The organism is Rhodococcus sp. AQ5-07 (assembly GCF_009707305.1).
Taxonomy (GTDB): domain Bacteria; phylum Actinomycetota; class Actinomycetes; order Mycobacteriales; family Mycobacteriaceae; genus Rhodococcus_F; species Rhodococcus_F erythropolis.
Genome location: NZ_CP046099.1, coordinates 5,618,555 through 5,642,062, shown reverse-complemented (window position 1 = coordinate 5,642,062; position 23,508 = coordinate 5,618,555). Strand labels below are relative to the sequence as shown.

The 23,508-nt window shown below is 59.6% G+C and carries 20 protein-coding genes; 9 read left to right on the top strand and 11 right to left on the bottom strand.

Annotation, left to right across the window (positions count from 1 at the left end):
* Positions 1–200: 200 nt before the first annotated feature.
* The 4 genes from GJB56_RS26250 to GJB56_RS26235 all read right to left on the bottom strand — a co-directional run bounded on the left by GJB56_RS26250 (position 201) and on the right by GJB56_RS26235 (position 5,463).
* The gene (locus tag GJB56_RS26250; RefSeq protein ID WP_021332382.1) at positions 201–1,190 is read right to left on the bottom strand and encodes a linear amide C-N hydrolase; all 990 of its coding nucleotides are present in this window, start codon (positions 1,188–1,190) and stop codon (positions 201–203) included.
* A gap of 159 nt (positions 1,191–1,349) precedes the next feature.
* Complete coding sequence (locus GJB56_RS26245) at positions 1,350–3,116, bottom strand: oleate hydratase (RefSeq protein WP_029537529.1); 1,767 nt, start codon at positions 3,114–3,116, stop codon at positions 1,350–1,352.
* Positions 3,117–3,556: 440 nt separating this feature from the next.
* Positions 3,557–3,709, bottom strand: a complete 153-nt coding sequence (locus GJB56_RS26240) for a DUF1049 domain-containing protein (RefSeq protein ID WP_225989417.1) — start codon at positions 3,707–3,709, stop codon at positions 3,557–3,559.
* Between the two features lie 1,112 nt (positions 3,710–4,821).
* Positions 4,822–5,463 (bottom strand): hypothetical protein, encoded by a 642-nt coding sequence (locus GJB56_RS26235; RefSeq protein WP_113682113.1) that lies wholly within the window; start codon positions 5,461–5,463, stop codon positions 4,822–4,824.
* Positions 5,464–5,633: 170 nt separating this feature from the next.
* Between GJB56_RS26235 and GJB56_RS26230 the strand changes: the two genes are divergently transcribed.
* The 5 genes from GJB56_RS26230 to GJB56_RS26210 all read left to right on the top strand — a co-directional run bounded on the left by GJB56_RS26230 (position 5,634) and on the right by GJB56_RS26210 (position 12,354).
* The gene (locus GJB56_RS26230; RefSeq protein WP_019746879.1) at positions 5,634–6,914 is read left to right on the top strand and encodes a metal-dependent hydrolase family protein; all 1,281 of its coding nucleotides are present in this window, start codon (positions 5,634–5,636) and stop codon (positions 6,912–6,914) included.
* Between the two features lie 204 nt (positions 6,915–7,118).
* Complete coding sequence (locus tag GJB56_RS26225) at positions 7,119–7,754, top strand: hypothetical protein (RefSeq protein ID WP_024488313.1); 636 nt, start codon at positions 7,119–7,121, stop codon at positions 7,752–7,754.
* Positions 7,755–7,757: 3 nt separating this feature from the next.
* On the top strand, positions 7,758–9,743 hold the full coding sequence (locus tag GJB56_RS26220) for a YhgE/Pip domain-containing protein (RefSeq protein ID WP_021332381.1): 1,986 nt from the start codon (positions 7,758–7,760) through the stop codon (positions 9,741–9,743).
* Between the two features lie 90 nt (positions 9,744–9,833).
* The gene (locus GJB56_RS26215) at positions 9,834–11,213 is read left to right on the top strand and encodes a glutamate decarboxylase (RefSeq protein WP_019746876.1); all 1,380 of its coding nucleotides are present in this window, start codon (positions 9,834–9,836) and stop codon (positions 11,211–11,213) included.
* A gap of 292 nt (positions 11,214–11,505) precedes the next feature.
* Positions 11,506–12,354 carry a sterol desaturase family protein gene (locus tag GJB56_RS26210; RefSeq protein WP_070385809.1) on the top strand — a complete coding sequence of 283 codons (849 nt, stop codon included), beginning with the start codon at positions 11,506–11,508 and terminating at the stop codon, positions 12,352–12,354.
* 18 nt (positions 12,355–12,372) lie between these two features.
* Here the strand turns inward: GJB56_RS26210 and GJB56_RS26205 are convergent, their stop codons facing one another.
* Together GJB56_RS26205 and GJB56_RS26200 are read right to left on the bottom strand one after the other, a co-directional pair.
* Entirely contained in the window at positions 12,373–13,680 is a 1,308-nt protein-coding gene (locus GJB56_RS26205) for an FtsX-like permease family protein (protein WP_070385808.1), read from the bottom strand.
* Positions 13,677–14,522: an ABC transporter ATP-binding protein gene (locus GJB56_RS26200; RefSeq protein WP_113682112.1), complete on the bottom strand. Its 846-nt coding sequence runs from the start codon at positions 14,520–14,522 to the stop codon at positions 13,677–13,679. Before GJB56_RS26200 ends, GJB56_RS26205 begins: the two co-directional genes overlap by 4 nt.
* Between GJB56_RS26200 and GJB56_RS26195 the strand changes: the two genes are divergently transcribed.
* The gene (locus tag GJB56_RS26195; RefSeq protein WP_070385807.1) at positions 14,497–15,246 is read left to right on the top strand and encodes a helix-turn-helix domain-containing protein; all 750 of its coding nucleotides are present in this window, start codon (positions 14,497–14,499) and stop codon (positions 15,244–15,246) included. The genes GJB56_RS26200 and GJB56_RS26195 overlap by 26 nt on opposite strands.
* Before the next feature lie 9 nt (positions 15,247–15,255).
* Here the strand turns inward: GJB56_RS26195 and zapE are convergent, their stop codons facing one another.
* Positions 15,256–16,203: a cell division protein ZapE gene (gene zapE / locus GJB56_RS26190; RefSeq protein ID WP_113682111.1), complete on the bottom strand. Its 948-nt coding sequence runs from the start codon at positions 16,201–16,203 to the stop codon at positions 15,256–15,258.
* A gap of 127 nt (positions 16,204–16,330) precedes the next feature.
* Here zapE and GJB56_RS26185 point away from each other — a divergent pair, with 127 nt between their 5' ends.
* Positions 16,331–16,897 (top strand): TetR/AcrR family transcriptional regulator, encoded by a 567-nt coding sequence (locus GJB56_RS26185; RefSeq protein WP_113682110.1) that lies wholly within the window; start codon positions 16,331–16,333, stop codon positions 16,895–16,897.
* A 10-nt stretch (positions 16,898–16,907) separates the two neighbouring features.
* Here GJB56_RS26185 and GJB56_RS26180 read toward each other — a convergent pair whose 3' ends face one another.
* A complete protein-coding gene (locus tag GJB56_RS26180) occupies positions 16,908–18,068 on the bottom strand; it encodes a lipase family protein (protein WP_113682109.1) in 1,161 nt (386 codons plus the stop codon).
* A gap of 207 nt (positions 18,069–18,275) precedes the next feature.
* Between GJB56_RS26180 and GJB56_RS26175 the strand changes: the two genes are divergently transcribed.
* On the top strand, positions 18,276–19,070 hold the full coding sequence (locus GJB56_RS26175) for a putative protein N(5)-glutamine methyltransferase (protein WP_113682108.1): 795 nt from the start codon (positions 18,276–18,278) through the stop codon (positions 19,068–19,070).
* Here GJB56_RS26175 and GJB56_RS26170 read toward each other — a convergent pair.
* Genes GJB56_RS26170 through GJB56_RS26160 form a run of 3 tightly spaced genes read right to left on the bottom strand, consistent with a single transcriptional unit; the run spans position 19,061 to position 21,474 of the window.
* Positions 19,061–19,690, bottom strand: a complete 630-nt coding sequence (locus tag GJB56_RS26170) for a TetR/AcrR family transcriptional regulator (protein WP_020906128.1) — start codon at positions 19,688–19,690, stop codon at positions 19,061–19,063. The genes GJB56_RS26175 and GJB56_RS26170 overlap by 10 nt on opposite strands.
* 30 nt (positions 19,691–19,720) lie before the next feature.
* Positions 19,721–20,521: an ABC transporter permease gene (locus tag GJB56_RS26165; protein ID WP_003945537.1), complete on the bottom strand. Its 801-nt coding sequence runs from the start codon at positions 20,519–20,521 to the stop codon at positions 19,721–19,723.
* A complete protein-coding gene (locus tag GJB56_RS26160; protein WP_003945489.1) occupies positions 20,518–21,474 on the bottom strand; it encodes a daunorubicin resistance protein DrrA family ABC transporter ATP-binding protein in 957 nt (318 codons plus the stop codon). The genes GJB56_RS26165 and GJB56_RS26160 overlap by 4 nt, the downstream gene beginning before the upstream one ends.
* A 44-nt stretch (positions 21,475–21,518) precedes the next feature.
* Between GJB56_RS26160 and GJB56_RS26155 the strand changes: the two genes are divergently transcribed.
* Complete coding sequence (locus GJB56_RS26155) at positions 21,519–23,477, top strand: glycoside hydrolase family 71 protein (protein WP_230091080.1); 1,959 nt, start codon at positions 21,519–21,521, stop codon at positions 23,475–23,477.
* The last annotated feature ends 31 nt before the right edge of the window (positions 23,478–23,508 follow it).

The following is a 23,508-nucleotide window of genomic DNA, read 5'->3' as shown; positions in this document are numbered from 1 at the left end:
GGTAGCCAACTCACCCTCGGGTGGGCGTCACTCGTAAGCGCTTTTGTAACGGGAGAGGAAGGCAACGGGTCCGCGGTATCCATGATGCGCCCCTAGGAGGATCGGAGTTGTCTCGACGGTGGCATATCGGTCACGAGCAGCGACGCCGAGGGCGGCCACCTGACTGGGTGGCCCCCCTCCCTGCGAACTGCTGGCTTCGATCAGGTCGGCAGGGTCAGGAATTTCATCGCGGCTGTCTTCTCGAATCGGCGAGAGACGTTGCCGGCAAGCCCTCCTTCGAGGGATGTATCGCCCATCAGATCGAGTTTGCCCGCAGGCGCACCTTCATTGAAGTTCAACTTGTCCAGATCCACCCAGACGACATTAGGTCGCGTGGTCGAGTCGAAGACGTACCGCTTGTTGGTCAAGTCTGCCACCGTCTGCCAGATCGTCTGCGATGCATAGGGTTTGTCCGGGTCGGGGATGCGGAAAGGTTGCGCCGCATTGCGGATCACACTGAACATTCCCGCGACAGCCTCGACTTCACTCTTAGGTTGAGGCAGTCGGCCTACGTAGTATGCGGCGCGGGCGAACCGGTCGGCTGCGAGTGTGGTGCCGGGCAGAGGATTGGCGCCCCCGAAGCCGTCGACCTCTTTGAGAAGTTCGATCTGCTTGTCGTAGGCCGGGGAATTGGTCATCACTAGGTGTTCGCGGCTGTGCCAGACGGTGGCCTTGCCATCCAGGTATTCGATGATCGCCGAATCACCGGTCGCATCGTCCAACGCGAGATGAACTGCAGGCACTTCGCCGGTCGCCGGATCGCCCAGTGGGACAACCTGAACGTCGACGTCGCTGATCCACGCGGCGGCATCGGCAACGGTGGAGAAGTTGTCCAGGAAGTACTGCAGCCAGACCGCCATGCTCAGAGCCGGTCTCGACGTATCGTGAGTACCGTAATCCGATTCCGCTAGCCACAGAACATGACCTGCTAATCCCGCTTCGTTCATACCGTCGACCGACATCATGTCGAAAGCGCCGGCCACGACACTGCCGTATTCGGCAGTCCAACTCAGAGAACCGCCTACGCCGTCGTCGCGTTTGATCCCACGCGGAAGCGACCACAGGTTCGTACCGGTGTCCCGATGGTAATCCATATTTCGTCCGACAAGAACAGATCCGGCCGCATCAGGCCACATCACCCTGGTACACATTGATTTTGCCTTCCGTAGTTCTTCGAGAACTTCATAATTGCCCGATGTTCAGCCCCGAGGTCCAGACCGAGATTCAGCTACGAGACGCCCCTTCGACCACAGCCGAACGGGCATTTTCTCTCAGAAGCCCTCATTGACAGAGACATTCAGAAACCAGCGTCATTCTCGGGGGAGAATGTGGTATTGGTGCAGCAGCTGTCCGATCTCGTTCTCGTCGAGCTTCTTGTCCAGTCTGCGGCGAAGTAGCTTCGGCAACGGCACGCTCTCCTCCTTCTTGTCATTGAGGAAGTAGGTTGCTTGGAGAAGTTTGCGGATGTCGTAGGTGGAGCCGAAAACTTCCGGCACTCCGCGTTCGATCCCGAGCAGGCTGTACGCGGCCTCCATCCCGGTGCGGACCGAGTACTCCGTCGTGAAGATGCAGTCGCGTGTTGTTTCCGCGAACTGGCCGAGGAAGGCGAAGTTGACGGCACCATCCGGTACAACCGCAGGCCGGTCACCGGCCTGACGGGGCATGAAAAAGGAAGTGACATAGGGCATCATCACTGGAACGGTCTTCGCCGCATTGGCCGCGAGTTCCGGGATGTCCTCGACTGGAACGCCCATGTGATAGAGCCACTCTTGGGTGATTTCCTCGCCGGTGCATTCCTGCATCGGCTTGTCGACGTAGTCACCGGGGACGTCGACGAATAGTGAGTAGACCCAGACGACGATCTGATCCTTGGGTTGTTGTTTGAAGTGCGGTTGCCGGTTTACGGTCCAGCTCATCAACCACTTCGAATCTCGTGCTGTCACGATGCCGCCGGTGACTACTCGTCCACTGAATGGGTCACGCTTGCATATCTTTTCGATGTATTCTGGGATTCGGGCATCCAACGTGGTCACTGTCGCTGATTCCCACTTGGTTTCTGCGACGTGCCCACCGAAGACGTCTGGTCGTCCGAATGCGGGGTCTTTTGTTGCTATACGACGCCACAAATCCCACGCTGGAGCGGGGCCCTCGTCGAGTTTCGCCGGCGTGTGATGGTCTCCGTTGTTCGAGTTCTCGGTGAGCGAGCCGATGGTAGTCAACACCAGGTCGCCGTCATCGAGGTCGACCCCACCCAAAACACCCTCGGATTTCCAGTGAATGCGTTTGGCCCGCTTGACTTCACCCGTGATATCGAAGTCAATGTCGGTGACTTCGGTATCGAACCGAAAATTCACTCCCTGATCGAGCAGCCACGTGTACAGCGGCAGCACGAGAGACTCGTACTGGTTGTATTTGGTGAACTTGAGGGTACTCAGGTCCGGCAGGCCTTTGATGTGATGGATGAATCGATGCAGGTACAGCTTGATTTCGAGAGCACTGTGCCATTCCTCGAACGCGAACATTGTGCGCCAGTACAGCCAGAAATTGCTTGCGAGGAATTCCTTGCCGAACACCTCGTTGATGCGCTTGTTCTCGAGTTCGCTACGCGGAGTGAGAAAGACCTTCATGATGTCCTTCTGCGCCTTCGAGTTCAGATTGAACTTGAAGTCTGTGTGCGCGTCCTCACCCTGACGTTCGGTGACGCGCTGCAGCGAATAGTTCGGGTCGTCTTTGTTGAGCCAGTAGAATTCGTCGAGCACGCTGGCGTCTTCGACCTCGATCGAGGGGACAGAGCGGAACAGGTCCCAGAGACATTCGAAGTGATCTTCCATCTCGCGGCCACCGCGAATGACGAAGCCCTTCTCCGGTTCCTTGATTCCGTCGAGTGCACCGCCGGGCAATTTCAACCGCTCCAGGACGGTGATGTTGTTTCCTGCCATCTGGCCGTCGCGGATCATGAATGCCGCACCGGCAAGCGATGCAAGCCCCGAACCGACGAACCATGCAGTCTTGCCGTCCACCCCGTCAGGCTTGCGTGGCCGCGCGAACGCTTCGTAGTTTCCACTGCTGTAATACATTGTTCCCCATCTCATTTAGAGGTTTGGCGACAGGACCCTTCACGGAATGGATGTCGAGTTTTCTCTTGGTGATGTAGTTTTCCTTCGGCCACGCCGAAAGTATTTGCATTACAGCGACACCGGGAGCCAAGATGTTGTAGGGAATACAGCGGCCGCCTCGACGACAGGAGAACGTCGCGACAGCGACAGCGAGATCTGCTGTAAACTAGAATCTTTCGGATACGACGGCGACCGAGCTGTCAGCCGCTCGGAGACGTCGCGTTTGGACGTCTCCGATGACTCGAAATCCCGTCTACATGCGGCGAATGGCGTCTCGCTGATGCCGTACGCCGTGACGTCGAACCCCTTGAAGGCCGTCTGGAACGCGATCGGTGATCCCCGAACGCATGTACCGAGGACTTTGGTTTTCCGGATTGCGATCATTATTTCGTCCTCGAGGTTCAGTCGGCAGTTTTCGCACGGCGGTTGGTCAGCAAGCCGGCGATCCATCCGAGGACGAGTATCACGACGAGGGTGAGCCAGAGTGGGGACTGCACTGAGACCCAAAACAGTTGGATCGTGGTCGCGGCCCGGTTCTGGAGGATAAAGGTCACCGCCTGCACCACCAACAGCAAAGGCGAGGGTGTTACGTGATGCGAGTACTGATCGGGCGGATGCCTGCCGGGTTTCCGAACTCATGGGAGGTACCCCATTCTATGTCGAGTGATATCGATCGAATGCTTTTTCGAAGGAGATACCGGACTCTCCCGTACCGATCCAGTTCTGTTCACGTCTGGCGGCGAGGATCTGAGATTTTGTGTCTCGGCGTGCCGAGGTTTCCTACCCGAGATCCCGGTAATGGCTGAAATCTGGAGCGGAACCAACTGGGATTACGTGGCTAATCGAAACATAACACGAGTGGCGCCGAAATGTCGGCTTTAGATTGCGTAAGCAATTCGCCTTCACACACTGTCTCTCTGGCATTTCGCTTGAACCTGAGGCTTTCTATTCAGTCCAGATGCGTTACTGTGCGTGCGGAACCTGCCTAGAGTAGACACCGGCATCTGCCTCGTCACCGGATATGGACTCGACGTTCTCATCGCCTGAGCCATACGGAAGGTCGGGAGATCCGTGCGCTGGTCAGCGATGGAAAGCGGATCGACTCGTAGTTGCCGGCGGCTACCGCGCTCATCGTTGCCCTGCTCCTGACTCTCGGATCGTGGTGTCAATGAGGTGCAGTTCGCGCGCTGTTGAAGCGGCGTACGACCGGTGAAATCGACTCCCGGCGAACGCTTGCCCGAAATAGATTCCTGACGCATCGACAGCATGTTCGAAACACGGACTCCCCAGAGCGGCGAATGACCGCTTGTCACCTCGTCAAATACGATAAAGCAAGTGAAAATAGCAATTTAGTATCCGATCGTTGACCCTTTCATCAGAGGATAATCTAGCCGGGAAACTATCATCGAACGGTTCGGCTCTTGTCCTGAAATACGGGTCTGCTTCCCTCTCGAAAACGAACTGTTCACGACGGCTACGCGCGCTTCACAGAAGGATGGAAGCAAAACATCGATCCCAGAGTGAACACATCCCATACCGTTGCCGAACTTTTACGAAACCATCCCGCAATAGTTTGAGAACTTGATCGAGTGGGCGTAGCAGCGCAGGTCGGCGATCTCCCCCACCTCAGCGAATTCCTCGATATTGCGGGCGCGACGTGGCGCGTTCAGACTGCTTCGGCCATAGAAGTAGCCGGACGGCTGCTCCTTCCGAGGAATACTGCGGATGCCAGCAGGAAGAATATTGCGCCGACAAAGGTTCCGATATTGGCCATGTTCGGGTCCAACGTGTTCCCGTCTCGCAAGACGAACGATCCGATCGCGGAGACTCCGAATGCGATGGATCCCAAGGTATTCAGCCACACGCTTTGCCATTCCTTCGATTGCGGTGCCCAGTAAGCGCCTTCCCTCAGCAGGATGAGGACAGCCAGTCCGCTCGAGACGAGGAAGGCTATCGAGCCCTCCGCGTTCGGATTCCAGACCAAGTGCATCTCGCCTCGTAGCGTAAGCGCGTGCAGCGCAGCCCCGGTGCTGACGTTGAACAAGATCGTCCCGAGTAACTGCATGGCAGCAGACAGCCAGACGGCCCGGATCGCGGGACGCCCCGAGTCGGTTGTGGTTGCTGGCCCGGCCAGCACCAACTGAACGAAAGCCGCGCAGGTAAAGAACCAGGAGCCCGCGAAGAAGAAGCTGTTGGCGAGTGCGGCACCGAAGAAGACCGACAGGAAGGGTGCCGACCCGAGCGCGAAGAGTGCGGATCCGATCACGAATCCCCACGACTGCATTCGAATGGTCGGGTGAATCAGCATGCGCTGCAGTGTACTTGGACTCGATATGAAAAGTCCTCCATTCGGGACCTTGGTCATCAGGCACTGATTTCGATCCGCCCGCCGCGGGTACGCGGAAACAAATTAAAACCATCTGCTTGTTTTTTACTTTACCGAAGCATGACTCCACTTTGGGTGCTAATGTCCGATTTATGACAGCCACTCCTCCAGCTGGAAATCGTTTGCTGTTTCGCAATGTCCGTGTTTTCGACGGCACCTCCTCGACCCTTGTTGCCGGGGACGTTCTGATCGACGGCACCACGATCGCCGCGGTGTCGGAGTCGCCTGTCGGGGATGATCCGAGCCGCGAGACCACTGTCGTGGACGGTGGTAATCGAGTACTCATGCCCGGCATGAGCGATGCCCACGTTCACCTGGTCGGTAACGCGAATTCATACGTCGACATGGTGACCGGCAGTGAAGCGCACATCGCACTCAACGGCCTCGCTGAAGCAAAGAACATGCTGCACCGCGGGTTCACCACGGTCCGGGACATGGCGGGTGACACAAGCAGCATCAAGTCCGTGATCGATCGAGGCCTGTTCGAGGGGCCGCGCATCTACCCTTCCCAGGCTGCCATCTCCCAAACCAGCGGACACGGCGACTTCGGGTTTGTCTACGAATGCCCGACCGCGTTGGGAGGCAAGCAGTCTCGCGCCGAAGAAATTGGTTTCATGCGCGTCGCAGATGGCCCTGACCGGGTACTGGCAGCTGTTCGCGAACAGCTGAAGAAGGGCGCATCTCAGATCAAGATGATGGTCGGCGGCGGCGCTGCGTCGATGTACGACCCGCTCTACACGGTCCAGTTCACCGATCCCGAGCTTCGTGCAGCAGTGCACGCGGCCACCGACTACGGCACCTACGTCGCCACCCACGTTTACAACGTCACCGGCATTCGCCGCGCCATCGAAGCTGGCGTGAAATCCATCGAGCACGGTCATCTCGCTGACGAGGCGACGATCGCTCTGATGGCTGAGAAGGACATCTGGCTTTCGATGCAGCCCTTCGCGCTGGGCGATCACCACTATCCGGATCCGGGCCGCGCAGAAAAGGATCGCGAAATCTGCACCGGCACTGACGATGTGTACAGCTGGGCACGCAAGCACGGTGTCAAAACAGCGTGGGGTACGGATCTTTTGCTCGAGCCGCAGCTTGCGCCGCGGCAGAGTGAAATGGCGGCGCGACTCGGTGATCACTACAGCAATGCCGAAGCACTTCGGATGCTCACGTCGGGAAATGCCGAACTCTTCCGTCTTGCCGGCGAACGCGATCCGTACCGGCAAGCACCACTCGGAGTGATCGCCAAGGATGCGTGGGCAGATGTTCTTCTCGTCGACGGCAATCCACTCGAGGATCTGAGCCTGCTCGCCGATCCGGCCAAACATCTCTCCGTCATTGTCAAAAATGGTCAGGTCGTCAAAAACATACTGTGACAACGTCTTCATCGCGTTGATCCGTCTGACGTGCAGCCAATTCAAGCTGAACACCTGAGCGGGTCGATGTGTCCTCGTGCTCCACCGAGTCGGGAGTCCAAGTTGGTTGAAACACGTTTCGAGCGTTGGGAATTACCTGAGGACCGAGTCGAAGGGTCGTTGGTGTCCGCCCGCGGTATCGAGCTCCACGGGCCGTGGGGGCATGTGTTCGGTCCACTCGACATCGACATCGAGGCTGGCGGTGTGACCGTCCTGGCCGCGCAATCGGGTGCCGCGCGCACAGCCCTGCTGATGGCACTATGCGGACGGATGCGATTGTCGTCCGGGTCATTGACTGTGCTGGGCTACGAGAAACCCTCGAGAATTCTGGCTGTCTCGGCGATCGCATGTCTGAACGAACTCGACGAAGTTCGCCCATCGGTGACGGTGCGGGACATGGTGACCGAACAGTTGCGATGGAATTCACCGTGGTACAAGTTCGTGCCCCGGGTGAGCGAAGATCAAGTAGCAGATATGTGTGCGTACACATTTGGCGGCGTAGACCTCCCCCCGCTCAATGCCTTCGTCGACGATCTCCCGGAGATCCAACAGCTGTTGCTGCGGATCGCCGTCGCGAACACCAAAAGACCACCGCTACTGGTGGTGGGTCGAGTCGACAAGATCGCCGACGACGACGAGCGGACAATGTTGTTACGCCGACTGGTCGCATTGGGAGAGCACCAGTCGGTGATCACCGCCGATGTCAACGACCTTCCGCCGGACAGCGGCGTCCATGCCGTGGTGAACATGCACGGCCTGCTGGGCGCCGGTGACATCGGCGTCATGACCGAAGGACGGTGAGCGATGCTCGCAGGTATATCTCTGGGCAGTGATATCAAACGCTACTCCCGCGGCACCCTGCCACGAATCGCGATCGTCACCATCATCTTGTTGCCGTTGCTCTACGGCGCCATGTACTTGTGGGCTTTCTGGAACCCGTTCGGCGAGGTGAACAAGATCCCCGCAGCGATTGTCAATAACGACTCGGGGCGAACATCGACAGGCCAACAAGTCGATGCCGGCGATCAGGTCGTCAAGTCGCTCATCGCCTCCGGGCAACTTGATTTGGCGGAGGTCTCGGATCAAGAAGCCCAAGCCGGACTCTCGAGCGGCAAGTACTATTTCACCATCACCTTGCCGGAGAACTTCAGCGACGCTGTCGAGTCACCCAACGGTGACAACCCCGAGAAGGCCGATCTCACCTTCACCTTCAACGACGCCAATAATTATCTAGCCACCATCATCGGGCAGGACGCGTCCGAACAGGTCATCAATCAGGTCAACTCGACCATCGGCGCCCAAGGCGTCGGCCAAGTCCTGACGGGCCTACAGACCGCCGGTTCGGGCCTGGGCCAGGCTGCCGACGGAGCGAAGACCCTCGCGGCCGGGATCGACACCGCCAAAGGTGGGGCCGATCAACTGAACTCCGGTGCAGGCGAACTCGCCACCAACATGGTCACCGCACGCGATGGTTCCGCGCAGCTCGCAGCCGGCGCCGGGCAACTCGCCACAGCCATCGACGGCGTCGCCGACCCACTGCTCAACGCCCTCGACTCCACTGCCGTCTCCGACGTCGGTGCGCAAGCTGCGCAACTGCGGCAATCCCTCACCACCCTCGGGGATCGCCTCCCCAAGCCGCCACAGGTTACCGTCTCCCCGGCAATCCAGCGGGTGCTCGACCTTCTCGGACCCAGCACCGATCCGCTCGCACAACAGGCCGTTGCAGCTCTCACACCTCTCGTGGCAGCACAACCCCAAAGTGACACTGCCGCAATACAAGCGGAGATAGCGCGCCTCAGCGGTGATGCGCGCGCGCTCGAATACCAGTTGACGGATCCATCCAGTCCCCTGCAATCCGGACTCGCGCTGCTGCAAAACGGCGGGCTCGCCTCCGACGTCCGGCAACTACGCGACGGCGCCGACCAGCTCAGTTCCGGAGCCACGACTTTGAACTCCGGACTGATCCAGTTGACCGACGGCAGCACCCAGCTCGCGAGCGGAGCCGATCAGTTAGCTTCGGGGATGGTCGAGCTGCAATCAGGCTCAGGCGAACTGGCAGACGCACTCGCACAGGGCGCTGGGCAAGTACCCAGCTGGACCGACGCGCAACGCAACGCTACCGCGGACACCCTGTCCACCCCAGTCGCACTCAAGCAGGACTACACCAACGAGGCACCCACATTCGGTACCGGATTCGCGCCGTTCTTCCTCTCCTTGGCCCTGTTCGTCGGCTGCATCATCACCTGGATGCTGCTGACCCCGCTACAATCCCGCGCAACTGTCAGTAACCTCGGCCTCTATCGCACAGTTCTGGCTTCCTACTGGCCGGCACTGCTCATCGGCATCCTCCAAGTGATCACGATGTACGCCGTGGTCCACATCGGGGTCGGCCTGGACGTCAAACACGTTCCCGGAACTATCCTGTTCCTGATGCTGGTCTCGGCGACGTATTTGGCGATGATCCAGATGTTCAATGCTCTCTTCGGCGTCGCAGTCGGCCGAGTGGTGACATTGGCCTTCCTGATGCTGCAACTGGTCTCCGCCGGCGGCATCTACCCAGTGCCCACGACAGCGACGCCCTTCCAATACATTCATCCGTTCGACCCGATGACATACACCGTCAATGGCCTCCGGCAACTCATCACCGCCGAACACGTCGACTCTCGACTCTGGACAGCAATCGCCGTCCTGACCGGCATTCTGCTCGTCTCGATGACTATCAGCGCACTCTCCGTGCGCCGCAACCGGCGTTACACCATGGAACGCCTGTACCCGTCCATCGAGGTGTAAAGCACTGCACAGCAACATCTTCACAGTCGACCACATTTGAATCACCGTCCAAGTCGTACCCCGCACGCTCGCATACTGGAGGAGAAAAAAATGTCAGACAGCTTCGCAGCTCCCACCGAAACCCTCGCACCGGCGTACACAGGACGGCTCGGCACCGATCCGATTCCAGCTCTGAAAATGCCCAAGGCCGAGTCGGATCCCGAAGCGGCGTACCGATTCATCCACGACGAACTGATGCTCGACGGCAGTTCCCGACTGAACCTGGCAACCTTCGTCACCACTTGGATGGATCCTCAGGCAGACAAGCTGATGGCCGAGACATTCGACAAGAACATGATCGACAAAGACGAGTATCCCGCGACAGCGGAGATCGAAACTCGTTGCGTCAACATGGTTGCCGACCTCTTCCACGCAGAAGGGCTGACCTCCGACCCTGCGTCCGCAACGGGGGTCTCAACGGTAGGGTCCTCCGAAGCTGTGATGCTCGGCGGCCTCGCACTCAAATGGCGCTGGCGCCAGCGCCGCGAACAAGAAGGTAAAGACACCACGAAGCCCAATCTCATCCTCGGCAGCAACGTCCAGGTCGTCTGGGAAAAGTTCTGCCGCTACTTCGACGTCGAACCAAAATACCTCCCCATGGAAAGGGGCCGCTACGTCATCACTCCCGAACAGGTCCGTGACGCCGTCGACGAGAACACCATCGGCGTGGTCGCCATCCTGGGCACTACATTCACCGGCGAGCTCGAACCCGTCGCCGAGATCGCCGAAGCCCTCGACGAGATCGCCTCAAACGGTGGTCCCGACGTCCCCCTCCACGTCGACGCTGCCAGTGGAGGTTTCGTCGTCCCGTTCCTGCACCCCGAGCTGATGTGGGACTTCAAGGTTCCGCGTGTGGTCTCGATCAACGTCAGTGGCCACAAGTACGGCATGACATATCCTGGCATCGGTTTCGTCGTCTGGCGCTCGAAAGAACACCTACCGGAAGACTTGGTGTTCCGGGTCAACTATCTCGGCGGCGACATGCCGACCTTCACCCTCAACTTCTCTCGATCTGGCAACCAGGTCGTCGGGCAGTACTACAACTTCATCCGCCTCGGCGTCGCCGGATACACCCAGATCATGGAATCGCTGCGCGACACCGCGCTTATGCTTTCCGCCGCAATCTCCAAGATCGACAACATGGCGATCATCACCGACGGCACCGCTATACCGGTCTTGTCCTTCGAAGTCGTCGACGACCCAGGCTTCACTGTCTTCGACATCTCCCACGAACTCCGGGCACGCGGATTCCAAGTGCCCGCGTACACCATGCCCGCCGACGCCGAAGATGTCGCCGTCCTGCGGATCGTGCTACGAGAAGGTTTCAGCCAAGATCTCGCGTACAAACTCGCCACCGCCCTCAACGAAGTCGTCGAGCAACTTCGTAAGAGCAACGCCGATCGACCCCAAAGGACTGCTTTCGCCCACTAACTGCTGTTGAGGGGCAGCCTCAGAACCGCTTCCCCTCAACAAGCTTCTAATTCTGGACGACCAGCTGCACCAACGAACACTTTGCAACAGGCAAAGATCGACTCCGCCTGCTAGCCCGGTCAGTGCACGCCGTTCGTACGGATCGACCGGAACCACGGTGCGTGTGCGCTCACCGCGAAGAACGCACTGCGGCAGATGTGCATGTCAAACGTACGTCTGGCAGTTTCGACTGACTGAAAGTCGACCGATTCGTACAAGTCGAGAGCAACCGCTATCAAGCACCATCGATCACATGCTCACCTTCATCGTCAGATACGGGTACGTCCCGTTCATGCTCTTGGGAATCAACGGAGCCGCAATCGCGCTCGCGGCATCCGGCGCGCCGAAATGGTCACTGGTGGCATTGATTCTCTTCGCAGTGGCCTGCTCTTTCGCGGCCGAACGGGCGCTTCCCTACGAATCCTCGTGGAATGCCCCGGGACCGGACAGGTTTCGCGACGCTGTCCATGCGTTTGTCAACGAATCCCTCATCTTGGTCAGCGTCGCGGTAATCCCGTTGATGGCCGCGGTGATTCCGTTCGACGGGCTGTGGCCGAGCGGTCTTCCGTTTGTCCTTCAGGTCGTCTTCGCAGTGTTGGTTGCCGATTTCGGCATCACCGTGGTGCATTTGATCAGCCACAAGGTTGGATGGTTGTGGCGTTTCCACGCGGTTCATCACAGCCTCGAACGGTTCTACGGTATGAACGGACTGATGAAGCACCCCGTGCATCAGACTTTCGAAACCGCCGGCGGCGTCCTGCCACTGATCCTCCTCGGGATGCCCGTTCCAGTTGCCTCGGCGCTCGCGGTTTGTGTCGCTGTCCAACTCCTGCTTCAGCATTCGAATGCCGATTACCGCATCGGCCCCCTGCGTCCGATACTCGCCCTCAACGCCGGCCACCGATTCCATCACCTGAAGTGGGCTGGAATCGGTGACGTCAACTTCGGCTTGTTCACTCTGATCTGGGATCACCTGTTCCGCACTTATTCTTTCGATCCGGAAAAGCGCTTCAGCAGTGACGATCTCGGAATGGCGGCCAAGCCCGACTACCCGGACGACTACCTCGGCCAGTTGACCGAACCGTTCCGGAGACAGAACTGAGGGACGATCGGTGGAGATTCAGCCCGCGAGTACCCGTCGCATGACGGGCTTGGCTGCAAACGCACTGGCCAACACCAACGCGATCCCCACAGCCAGGGTGACACCCAACTGAACCAGCGCCATCGGAGTGGTCAATACGGCTGCCCCTGCCAGCGGGAAGAGGAACAGCAGTGCAGCGCCGGCGCCGGCCAGTGCCATCACCACCACGGGAGTGCGAACGTGCCTCATGCGGGCGCTGTCCATCACCTCGACAGGTGTGCCGGCCAAAGTCAGACTCCGATACAGCTCACGGTTGTCGAGGATCCCGGATACCTGGGTGAGCGCAGACGAGATGGCAGCCAACGTGAATGTTGCTCCGAGAGTGAACAACACCCCGGTTCTCATGTCCGCGAACAGGAACTCCTGCCCTGGCTGCAAATCCTGCCCCTCCCCGTTGCCTATCGCGGCGAGGAGAGATGTGCCTGCGGCAACGAAGCTGGCCATCGTCACACCGCTGACCGTGCGCCACACAGCCTTCGGATTATCCAAGACCCGACGCGCCGCAATCAGCGAAGCACCGTCTTTGGCGCATTTGAGCATGATCCGTCCAAGCAGCGAAATGACGAACGGACCGACCAACGCAACAACGCCGAAGCAGAGACCAAGGCCCACCAGGATTGCCGCGATGCTTGCCGCGGAGCCCCCGAATGCACTCCATCCCACAAGAACCCCCACCCCAGCCACAGCGAAGATCATCTTCGGTGCGGCGCTGGGATTGCCCGCCGTGACGCCCAACGGGCTCACGAACACCTGGCGCATCCCGAGCATCGACGTCAAAGCAGCCAGGATGGTCATTCCGAATACGATGCCCACCAGCGGAAGTGCGCCTACCCAAAGCTCACTCCAATCGAATGTCCGACCTTGAAATCTCAAGAGAGCTACGAGCGGCAACGCGAGGAGGTATCCCACCACACCGATCAACGCACCGGCCAAGCCCTGGATACCCGATTCCGCAGCGCACAGCGCAACGATCTGGCGAGGGGTGGATCCGATGAGTCGCAGCGAGGCAAGTCGTTCGTCGCGACGGCGCGCGCCCAAGCGGGCCGCCGCCAGACCGAGAGTGACGGCTGGAACGATCATCAACACCGAAGCAACCCCTGCGAGCGCTAGGTACGCCTCGGCTTCGGGTTCGCTCGATCTGCCCGCGAATGCACCGTAGCCGCCGAGCACCGTCAGCAACAACGTCGTCGAGGCGGCAAATGCGGACACTGGGAGCGCGAAGGTACTCAAGGCCTTTCGCCCTTCACCTCGCACCGTCATCAATGCAACGCGCGCTGTGGCCTTCATGCCGCCACCTGTGTCCCGACAAGCGAACCGGCCTGCATCATCATCGCGCGATCACACCACCGAGCGACTTCGGCATCGTGAGTGACGACGACCAACGCAGAACCGATCTGTTGAGCCGAATCACGCAACACCCTCATCACTTCCCAACTCGTCTGCGCGTCGAGGGCACCGGTCGGCTCGTCCGCGAAGAGAACGGCGGGTTTGGTCACCAACGCTCGCGCAATCGCGACACGTTGCGACTGCCCACCCGACATCTGACCCGGGCGACGATCCTGCAACCCGTCCAGCCCCAAGGGCGCGAAGAAGCCGTGCGCCGTCCGCTTGGCTTCTGCGATGGACAACCCGTTGAGCACCAAGGGCAAAGCGACGTTCTCGATCGCCGGAAGCTCCGGCAACAGTTGGCCCGATTGAAAAACGAACCCGTACGACTCCCGTCGGAGCCGGCTGCGGTCGTTCTCACCGAGGTTCTCGATATGCCGGCCGCTCAGCAAGATTGCTCCCGAGTCGGGCTTGACGATTCCTGACATGCAATGCAGCAGTGTCGACTTCCCCGATCCTGAAGGACCCATGATGGCCGTAGCAGTACCGGCGCGCACTTCCAGCGATACACCTCGGAGCACCGGAACGTCGCCGTACGACTTGCCCAGCGCGTGGACCGACAGGACTGCGGGTGCTTGTGCGTTGTTCATGATTCCACCTTCTCGTGAACCCTTCGCGAACACATCGGCCCAGCGCACGATCTTCGGACTGAGCTCGGTCCTACCGGAGGATGACCGGACCCCGAGCTCTGTCAGGGTCGTCACTATGATTTCCGACATGACCTGGTCCGGCGCCGTCCACATGCAGCCCGGAATTCTCATGTTCATCGGCGCAGTGGGATCCGCGCACATGCATTCGCACGCCGCTGTTCAGATCATGATCATCGACGACGGGGACGTCACGGTCACGGACGGGGACGGCCACAGTGAAGTCGTGCGGTCCGTGGTCATTCCATCCGGGGCGGTCCACGCGTTGTCCGCCTCCGAGGATGCGCGGGGACGGGCGATCTACATTGACTCCACCACCGGGATGGGTCTGCGCATCAGGCCACCGGAGCCGGGCCGCGGTTGTGTGGCCGACTGGTCGGACCGTGGGCAGACCGCAGTAGCGATGACGGACCGCGGCGCTGATTCGGATCTGGAATACGCAGCGAGGCTGATCGATTCACTATCCGAACGCGAAAAGGCGTCGAACTTAGGCGCTCTTCACCCGGCCCTCGAGCATGCCCTGACGCTACTTCCCGAGAGAATCTCGGGGCAGGTCACACTGACGGACATCGCCGCCCTGGTCTCCATCTCGCCCGGACGGCTGGGAAGAATCTTCAACGATCAACTGCAGATGAGCTTTTCGACCTACATCCGCTGGTTACGGTTACGACGTGCCATGGAAGTGATGAGCAGTGGCGCAACCCTGACAACCAGTGCACACGAGGCCGGTTTCACCGACAGCGCCCATCTCAACCGTATCTGCCACAGCATGTTCGGGCTCACGCCCAGCGCCGCGACCGGCGGCCTCACCTGGAATTGACGCTGCCCCTCAGCTGACGCTGTCCATCTCCGTCCTCGCGAGCAACGACAGACGACTGTAGAGGCGCGCCAATCCGGGAACGTCCCGAAGACTGCCCGCAACGTCCTCCACACCGGCAGCGGCATACACCGTCAGTCGCGCATCGACGTCGTAGAGAACATCGACGACATTTCCGAAACGGCGAAGGGCAAATTCCGAAGCTTCGGCGAGCACCGGTACTCCGAAGATCACCCAGTCGTCGAAGCGGGAGGCAAGCTCGAGATAGTCGGCAGCCGAGGTCGAACCAGCGCACAGCACCTCGAAGTCGAACCAGACAACACCGTCTCGAATCGCCGAGCACTCCAATGTGCGTGTGCCTATCGTCAATTCGACACTTTCGCCCGAAGGCCACGCAATTCCCGAGCCGACGAGGAATGCCCCTGTCGCAAAACGGTAGTCCCCGGCACCTGGCTGACCCGCCGTCCGATAGTCGACGGAGCCACCCAATTCGATCACCTCGAGAGTCCGCTCGATCAACTCGATCGACGGAACGAACTGCTCGTGAAAAAGCGGATTCGGAAGAAGATCGGTCGGCGGGACATTGGACGTGACAACAACAGTCACACCTTTCGCGACGATTGTGTCGAGAACCCTTGCCATGAACATGGCGTCGGCGACGTCGTCGATGTGGAACTCGTCGAAACAGAGCACGCGGATTCCGTCGACGACGTGGTCCAGCGCCGCGCCCATCGACCCGAGTTCGTGCGCCCGAGAGTGCAGATCTGCAAAGAACCGATGAAAGTGAATGCGCTGCTTGCCGACTCGGATGCTCTCGTAGAACTCGTCCATGAGCATCGTCTTACCGCGGCCGACGCTACCCCAGAGGTAGATCCCTCCGCCGACCTCACCGCCCGAGATTCGGGCCCGCAGTGCATCGAGAGCTTCACGTGCCGCCAACTGCTCTTCGTCCAGTAACATGAGGCTCCTCTACATCTGTAGAGTCGAGGCTAGTGACCGAGGGCAAATCGAGTCAATGTGACCCTCACGACGCACCATCTGCAGCATGCAACTCCGGGAGCATGCAACATCGACAGCAAGGAACGACATGAAGCCCGATCGCAGAGCCCTCATTGCGGCGTCCGCCGTCACGATCATCGCCGAGCAGGGCACGCGTGCACTCACCCACCGGGCGGTTGATCAGTCCCTGGAACTTCCTGCCGGTTCGACGTCGTACTATTTCCGCACTCGCGAGTCACTTCTCGAAGCAACCGCATTGCACATCGTGCACCGGTCACGTTCGACTTTCGACGAACTCCACGAGAGGCCCAGCGATCCTGCTGCCCTCACGGCCGAGTATCTCGACGATCTTCTCTCGCACCGCAGACACGAATTGATCGCGCGCTATGCACTACTCGTGGAATCTCCCCGAGATTCGGCATTGCACCCACTCCTCGAAGGCAGTCTGTTTTCGCTGGAGAAGGCAAAACCCGTCTTCGAAACCGCTGGTGTTGGTGACCCTGATGTCTCTGCCGCAAATTTCCTGAGCCTGCTGGAGGGCTTGATCTTCGACTATTGCCTGGGATCACGTAGCCGGGACCCTCACTCCAGCGAAACCGTTCGGCAACTTCGGATCCCGATCGACATCTACCTTCGCGGAGTGGGGGTCATCTGAAAGACCTTGGTCAGCAGAGGCTTCCGGTACAGGGTTGTCGACCAGAGAACAGCGCCGCAACAAAGGGAGTGCTGTCTGGAACCGAAGCCGGGACGGTTCCCAGATGATCAGTGGGATAGGTATGGAATGCAAAATCCACACCGTTTGCAGCGAGGTCGGCCGCGAACTTCAGTGTCAGCGGTGCCGGAACATCGATGTCCGACAACCCCTGACCAATGAAGAACGGGCGGTCGTATCCTGCGGTCGGCACAGTGAGCAGTTCACGCGCAGCCTCCATGAATACTGGATTGTCCAGCGACTTCGTCAGCGCCTGCCCGAGTGTGACGGTTCCGTACTTCGTGCGAGCCTCCGTGTAGCACATGTTGTTCTCGACGTCGTCGAGGATGGTCTTGCCGAGCGGGGTCAGATACGAGTCGATGTCGATGTCCGGCCGCGAAGCACGCAGTCCGTCAAGAACGTTCGCGATGTAGACCGTCGTACCCTTGAGCGGAAGCGCCGGGAAAGCCGGACCACCGAGCGGTAGAAGATTTTCGATGTTCGAGGGGACACCAGTGGCGACAGCGCCGCGGTAGTCCAACTCCGGCGCGTAATCAGTGGCAAGCGAAGCGGTGAACATAGTCGCCTGCCCGCCCTGCGACTGTCCCATCGCAACCCATTCGCTCGACAGGTCGTCGTCGACCGCACGAGCGGCGCGCACCATGTCCACAACGCTGTGTGCAGCGGAACGACCGTCGAGATACGGGTGAACACCAGGTGTTCCGAGCCCCACGTAGTCGGTCGTCACCACCGCGTATCCCTGCTCCAGCCAGTGACCCAGATGCGTCGCGGTCCGTTCGAGCGGAACACTGCTGCTCGGCGCACACTGATCCGCCACACCCACCGTTCCGTGCGCATAGGAGATGACCGGCCAACCACCCTCGGGCGGAGCTCCCTCTGGGCGATACACCACACCGGTGCTCGTCATCGGCGCGTCCTTCGGGCCCGTCGACCAGTACGTCACCTTTGTTGCGCTCACGGCACCCGGGATCACCCGATCGGGACCGAGTAACTCCCGACTCACGACAGCACCCGGAGCATCATTCGGTTCCGCTCCGGCCGGCGCCGCAACTGTCAACGCCACCAAAGCACTCGCACTCAGCCCGACGAGCGTCCTACCCAGTCGCTTACTCACGTACTTCTCCTACGATTGCGGTGACGGTGCATCTGTGGTGATCGGCCCCACATCAGCCGATCGAGTTCAGACCATAGAACAGCCTTACCAATTGGTCAACCTAGATTCCTACTCCGCATCTACCGTCGTGACACGCCTGCTCGGGTAGGGTGGCGGTGTTCGATACGTGCAGGTCCCAGCGAGATCAGGAGGCCGAAAGGCTCTCTCATGTCAGCACCTGATCTCCCGACCTTCCCTGCTTCGCAGCAGAAGTCGGTGGCCGCGATTCTCCGAGCAGCAGGATGCGTATTCGCCGAAGACGAGGCTCGCCTACTTCTTCACACCGCACGCTCTCTCGATGAACTCGACGCGATGGTCGACCGACGAGTTGCCGGCGAACCACTCGAACCTGTCCTCGGATGGGTCGAGTTCTGCGGCTTGCGCATTCACATCGACTCTGGAGTCTTCGTCCCACGCCGGCGCACCGAGTTCCTCGCCCGGCAGGCCTGCTCACTCGTCGACTCGGGAAGCGTCGTCGTCGACATGTGTTGTGGCTCAGGAGCTGTCGGTACCGTCCTGCAGTCGACGCTCGATGCCATCGATTTGTACGCGGTAGATGTGGAACCAGCCGCGGTGCGGTGCGCTCGCCGAAACATCACACCGCCCGAGCGCGTACTCGAAGGCGATCTCTTCGAACCACTACCAACGGAATTACTCGGTCGCGTGGATGTCGTCGTTGCCAATGCACCTTACGTCCCCACCGATTCGATCAGGCTGATGCCGCCCGAAGCCCGTCTTCACGAACCGCTGGTCTCGTTGGACGGCGGCACCGACGGACTGGACCTGCAGCGACGCATCATCGCGGACGCTGCGCCGTGGCTACGACCGGGTGGCTGTCTTCTCGTCGAGACGAGTACGGAGCAGGTCGAAATGACTGTTGAAACATTCACTCGAGGAGGGTTTCTCACTCGAGTGGCAACCTACAGTGAGACCGCGTCGACCGTGGTGATCGGTCAGTGTTGAAGGCGATCGGATCCTGGCGTGGACCACTCCCGAGCGCGGGCGGCAAAGCCGTCGACAAAAAGCCCGAACGCACGATCGACGCGGGCCCGGTCCCCAGTGGCCAGAAGATCCATCGACAGACCCCGCATTTGCGAGAGCAACAGAGTAGCGACAGAGGCAACATCGTCCTCGGGGCAACCCGCTTGTCGTAGACCGGCTTCCAGTGCCTCGATCCAATCGCCTACAAAACGGTCCAGGAACCGTCCGTAGCGTTCGCGGTCGCCGAGCGCGAGGGCGTAAATCTCGACCATCACTCGGAACCGCGGCAAGACCTCCGGCGTCGTACGTTCGGTCCACCACGCGGTCAGCACTGTCGCCGGATCGACCCCCGGTTTCATCGGAACCGCAATCGGAATGGACTCACCACGCATGTTCTCGATGACCTCGGAGAGCAGGTTCTCCTTGCTCTCGAAATGGTTGAGCAACGACGCATGCGACACACCTACGGCCTGGGCGAGCTGCCTCACCGTCAGTTCCCCGACACCGTTGTCGATGACATAGCGGGTCAGCGCGTCGAGCAACTCCTCACGTCGCCCGGCGTATCTCAGGCTGCGTTTGTCGATGCGTTCGGGCTCCGGCACATACCCACCCTACCGGCCGGAATCACCAGGTCAGCGGCTGACTGCCTTCTGATACCGACGAATAGCGAACGGCACGAAGACGATCAGCAAACCGAAAGTCCACAACAGCGACGCGATGACCGGATTCTGCAGTGGCCACGCATCCGGAACCGTCATCGCAGGATTGGTATTGCCGAACAATTCACGCACCGCCTGAGTCACCGCCGACACCGGATTCCATTCGGCGATCACTTTGAGCGGGCCGGGAAGATTGGTGGTCTCGACAAAAGTGTTCGCGATGAACGACAGCGGAAAGATGACGATGAAACTCGCGTTGTTGAACACTTCCGGCGTGCGGATCCAAAGCCCGACAACAGCCATGACCCATGACAATGCGTACGCGAAGAACAGAAGCAGCGCATACCCGGCCACCGCCTCGAGGAAGCTGGAATGGATGCGCCACCCCACCAGAAGACCGGTCAACGACATGACCACCAAGCTGATGACGTTGATCAACACGTCACTCGATGTTCGGCCGGTCAGCACGGCAGACGGAGCCATGGGCAGCGATCGAAATCTGTCGATGATTCCTTTCTGAATGTCTTCGACCATCCCCAAACCAGTCCAGGTAGCACCGAATATGACCGTCTGCGTGAAGATTCCGGCGATCAGGAACTCTCGATACGACGTGCCCGGGACGGAGATCGCGCTGCCGAACACGTATGCGAACAAGAGCACGAACATGATCGGCGACAAAGTGGTGAACACCAGCAGATCCGGAACGCGTTTGATCTTGATCAAGTTTCGCCTGGCGATGGTCAAACCGTCTTCGAGCGCCATCTGCACGGTCATTTCTGATCCTCCAGTTCAGCCTGGTGCCCGGTCAGTGTGAGAAAGACATCGTCGAGAGTGGGCCGGCGCAGACCGACGTCGAACACCCGAATGCCTCTTGCCGACAGGAGATTCAGCGCCGCGACCAACGCATCGGTACCGTCGTCGACAGGAACGGTGACGCGACGGACATTCTCTTGAACCTGAATGTCCCCCACGGCAAGCGAGCGCAATTCTTCTCGGACGATGTCGAGATGTTCGACCTCGTGCACACTCAGTTCGATGCGCTCACCCCCGACCCGCGCCTTCAGTTGATCTGCAGTACCGCGCGCGATGACCGAGCCGCGGTCGATGACGGCGATCTGGTCGGCCAACCTCTCTGCTTCCTCCATGTATTGCGTCGTGAGCAACAGCGTTGTCCCCTGCGCCACCAACCCTTCGATGACATCCCAGAGACCGAGTCGCGCACGAGGATCGAGGCCGGTGGTCGGCTCGTCCAGAAACAACACCTGCGGCCGAGCAACCAATGCGCCGGCCAGATCGAGTCGGCGCCGCATTCCGCCGGAATAGCCCTTGACCGGCCGATCTCCAGCCTCGACGAGATCGAACTGCTCGAGCAATTCACGCGCTCGGGCCTTACTGCTTCGGGCGCCGAGGTGATACAGCCTCCCGACCATGTCCAAGTTCTCGTAGCCCGTCAGGTACTCGTCGACCGCGGCATACTGACCCGAAGCACCGATCTTGGACCGCAACGCCCGCGCATCCTCGACCACGTCCAGCCCGGCAACCTTGGCGCGTCCACCGTCCGGAATGAGCAGCGTCGTGAATATCCTTACCGCAGTGGTTTTTCCGGCGCCGTTGGGACCCAACAGAGCCATCACCGAACCCTCGCGCACTTCCAGGTCGATGCCGTCCAATGCCGTGACGTCGCCGTACTTCTTGACCAGCCCCTCGGCCACAATCGCTTCGGTCATGAGCCCTCCCGCATCGGTAATCCGTCGGTAGTCCGTTCCCCAGTGTGACCCAGGAGGCCGACACATTCCAGGAAATTTCGTCAGTTGCCCGGCTGCAATCACCTCCCTGGTTTCGCCGGTGCCTTTCGGCCACGAGGTACGGAACAGACCACACGTCCCAGTCCTGTCCAATACAGCCGATAAATTTCACCGACCTTTCGACGGATATATACCGGAAAGAAAAACCCGAAATTCTTGAACAAAGACCGCTTTCAGGTATTCATGATGAACGCGGCAGCGTTACACTCGTACAGCAAGTGACACTCGGGCCGGTGACAGTTGACTTATGGTGTCGAATCTCGAATTACAAATCAGACAGAGGCCGAAAAGAATTGAATCACCGATTCAGTGCACGCGGGGAAGACTCACACTTCGGGGGATCGAGAAAGGCTGACTGTGCCATGAGTATCAGAACTCGATACATCCGAACTCCGTGGATCCGAAAAACGGCGAAATATTCCTTCGAGACCATCTGCTTCACCCTGGCCGTGATTGTCGCGGCCGCACTGATCGCCGCGTACAACACACAACCGCGCTCCGCGCCGACGTACACGCCGGCCTCGTTCTCGGCGAATCCTGAATCTGCAGCGCTGCCCTTCGACATTCCACCCAAGTCAGCACTGAACGGAAAGTTGGTTTTCGCTCACTACTTCCCGCCCTATCCGGTTTCGATCGACAATGCGAATCCGTCTGGCGATTACTATGCGACACAATATCTTACGGTCAACGGCGAGAACAACAAACACGTTCGCTACGGAGGATTCCTCCGCGATCGGCCGACACCGCGGCAACCCATCGCCGATACGCAGTGGCGCCAACGCGACCTCGAAAACGAAGTTCGTTCGGCAATCGCCGCGGGCATCGACGGATTCTCCGTCGACATCATCGCCAAGGCAACCGACACCAGTTGGTGGGGTTCCACCGTGCCCACCGCCCTGATCAAAGCGGCCGCAGCAGTCGATCCGAATTTCAAGATCATGCTCATGCCTGATATGAACGGCGCGTTCAAAAACATGACCGCAGCTCAAATGGCAGCAGAGATGAAACCGTATTCGACCATGGCATCATCGTTCAAATTGAACGACGGACGGCTCGTGATATCTCCATTCCTTGCCGAAAACAAGACTGCGGGCTGGTGGTCGGAGTTCATCACTCTTATGAAGAATTCTTACGGCATAAATGTGGCATTTGTTCCGGTTTTCCTCGACGCTGCAGCCAACCGGAATTCTTTTGCATCGATCAGCTACGGGATGTCGAATTGGGGTAATCGAAATCCGGCAGGAAATCCGCTCTCGGGATCGAACCCGAACTCTCCGATGGGACTTGCCGCTGCCGCTCACTCCTTGGGAAAGATATGGATGCAACCAGTCGCCTTCCAAGATGTTCGTCCAAGTCAGTCGATCTACGACGAGGCACAGAATTCACAGAATCTGCAGAACATGTGGCAGATTGCGATTGCATCCAACAGCGAATGGGTACAGCTCGTCACCTGGAACGACTACAGCGAGGGAACGTCGTTCGCGCCCAGCGTCGGCCATGGGCGTGCGTTGCTCGACATGAGTTCCTACGGGTTGTACAGCTTCCGCACCGGCGCCTCACCCGCGATTGTTCGCGACACCGCGTATCTCATCTACCGCAATCAGTCGGTCTCCGCGGTCCCCGTCAATCGCTCTGCTGCCCCTATGACACTGCGCCAATGGTCGTCCCCCGCTCGCGATACCGTCGAAGTCCTTTCCTTCTTGACGGCGCCGGCGGTCGTCAAAGTGACGGTGGGAACCACGACAACCACCTGCAATGCCCCGGCCGGGATGAGCAGCTGCATAGCACCGTTGAAAGTAGGTTCCATCAAGGCTTCTGTCGTTCGCGGCACTACCGAGGTGTCCCGGGTGAGTTCGCACGCTGCGGTAACGGCCACCCCGTACAACCAGAATCTCGAGTACCTGGTTGATTCCAGTCGAAGATAGCGGTGACGACGAAGATAGGGTGAGTCCGTCG

Bases quoted from the DNA above. Each gene is read 5' to 3' on its own strand.
- GJB56_RS26250 (WP_021332382.1), bottom strand. From the start codon at position 1,190: ATGTGTACCAGGGTGATGTGGCCTGATGCGGCCGGATCTGTTCTTGTC.
- GJB56_RS26245 (WP_029537529.1), bottom strand. From the start codon at position 3,116: ATGTATTACAGCAGTGGAAACTACGAAGCGTTCGCGCGGCCACGCAAG.
- GJB56_RS26235 (WP_113682113.1), bottom strand. From the start codon at position 5,463: ATGCTGATTCACCCGACCATTCGAATGCAGTCGTGGGGATTCGTGATC.
- GJB56_RS26230 (WP_019746879.1), top strand. From the start codon at position 5,634: ATGACAGCCACTCCTCCAGCTGGAAATCGTTTGCTGTTTCGCAATGTC.
- GJB56_RS26220 (WP_021332381.1), top strand. From the start codon at position 7,758: ATGCTCGCAGGTATATCTCTGGGCAGTGATATCAAACGCTACTCCCGC.
- GJB56_RS26215 (WP_019746876.1), top strand. From the start codon at position 9,834: ATGTCAGACAGCTTCGCAGCTCCCACCGAAACCCTCGCACCGGCGTAC.
- GJB56_RS26210 (WP_070385809.1), top strand. From the start codon at position 11,506: ATGCTCACCTTCATCGTCAGATACGGGTACGTCCCGTTCATGCTCTTG.
- GJB56_RS26205 (WP_070385808.1), bottom strand. From the start codon at position 13,680: ATGAAGGCCACAGCGCGCGTTGCATTGATGACGGTGCGAGGTGAAGGG.
- GJB56_RS26195 (WP_070385807.1), top strand. From the start codon at position 14,497: ATGACCTGGTCCGGCGCCGTCCACATGCAGCCCGGAATTCTCATGTTC.
- GJB56_RS26200 (WP_113682112.1), bottom strand. From the start codon at position 14,522: ATGTGGACGGCGCCGGACCAGGTCATGTCGGAAATCATAGTGACGACC.
- zapE (WP_113682111.1), bottom strand. From the start codon at position 16,203: ATGTTACTGGACGAAGAGCAGTTGGCGGCACGTGAAGCTCTCGATGCA.
- GJB56_RS26185 (WP_113682110.1), top strand. From the start codon at position 16,331: ATGAAGCCCGATCGCAGAGCCCTCATTGCGGCGTCCGCCGTCACGATC.
- GJB56_RS26175 (WP_113682108.1), top strand. From the start codon at position 18,276: ATGTCAGCACCTGATCTCCCGACCTTCCCTGCTTCGCAGCAGAAGTCG.
- GJB56_RS26165 (WP_003945537.1), bottom strand. From the start codon at position 20,521: ATGACCGTGCAGATGGCGCTCGAAGACGGTTTGACCATCGCCAGGCGA.
- GJB56_RS26160 (WP_003945489.1), bottom strand. From the start codon at position 21,474: ATGACCGAAGCGATTGTGGCCGAGGGGCTGGTCAAGAAGTACGGCGAC.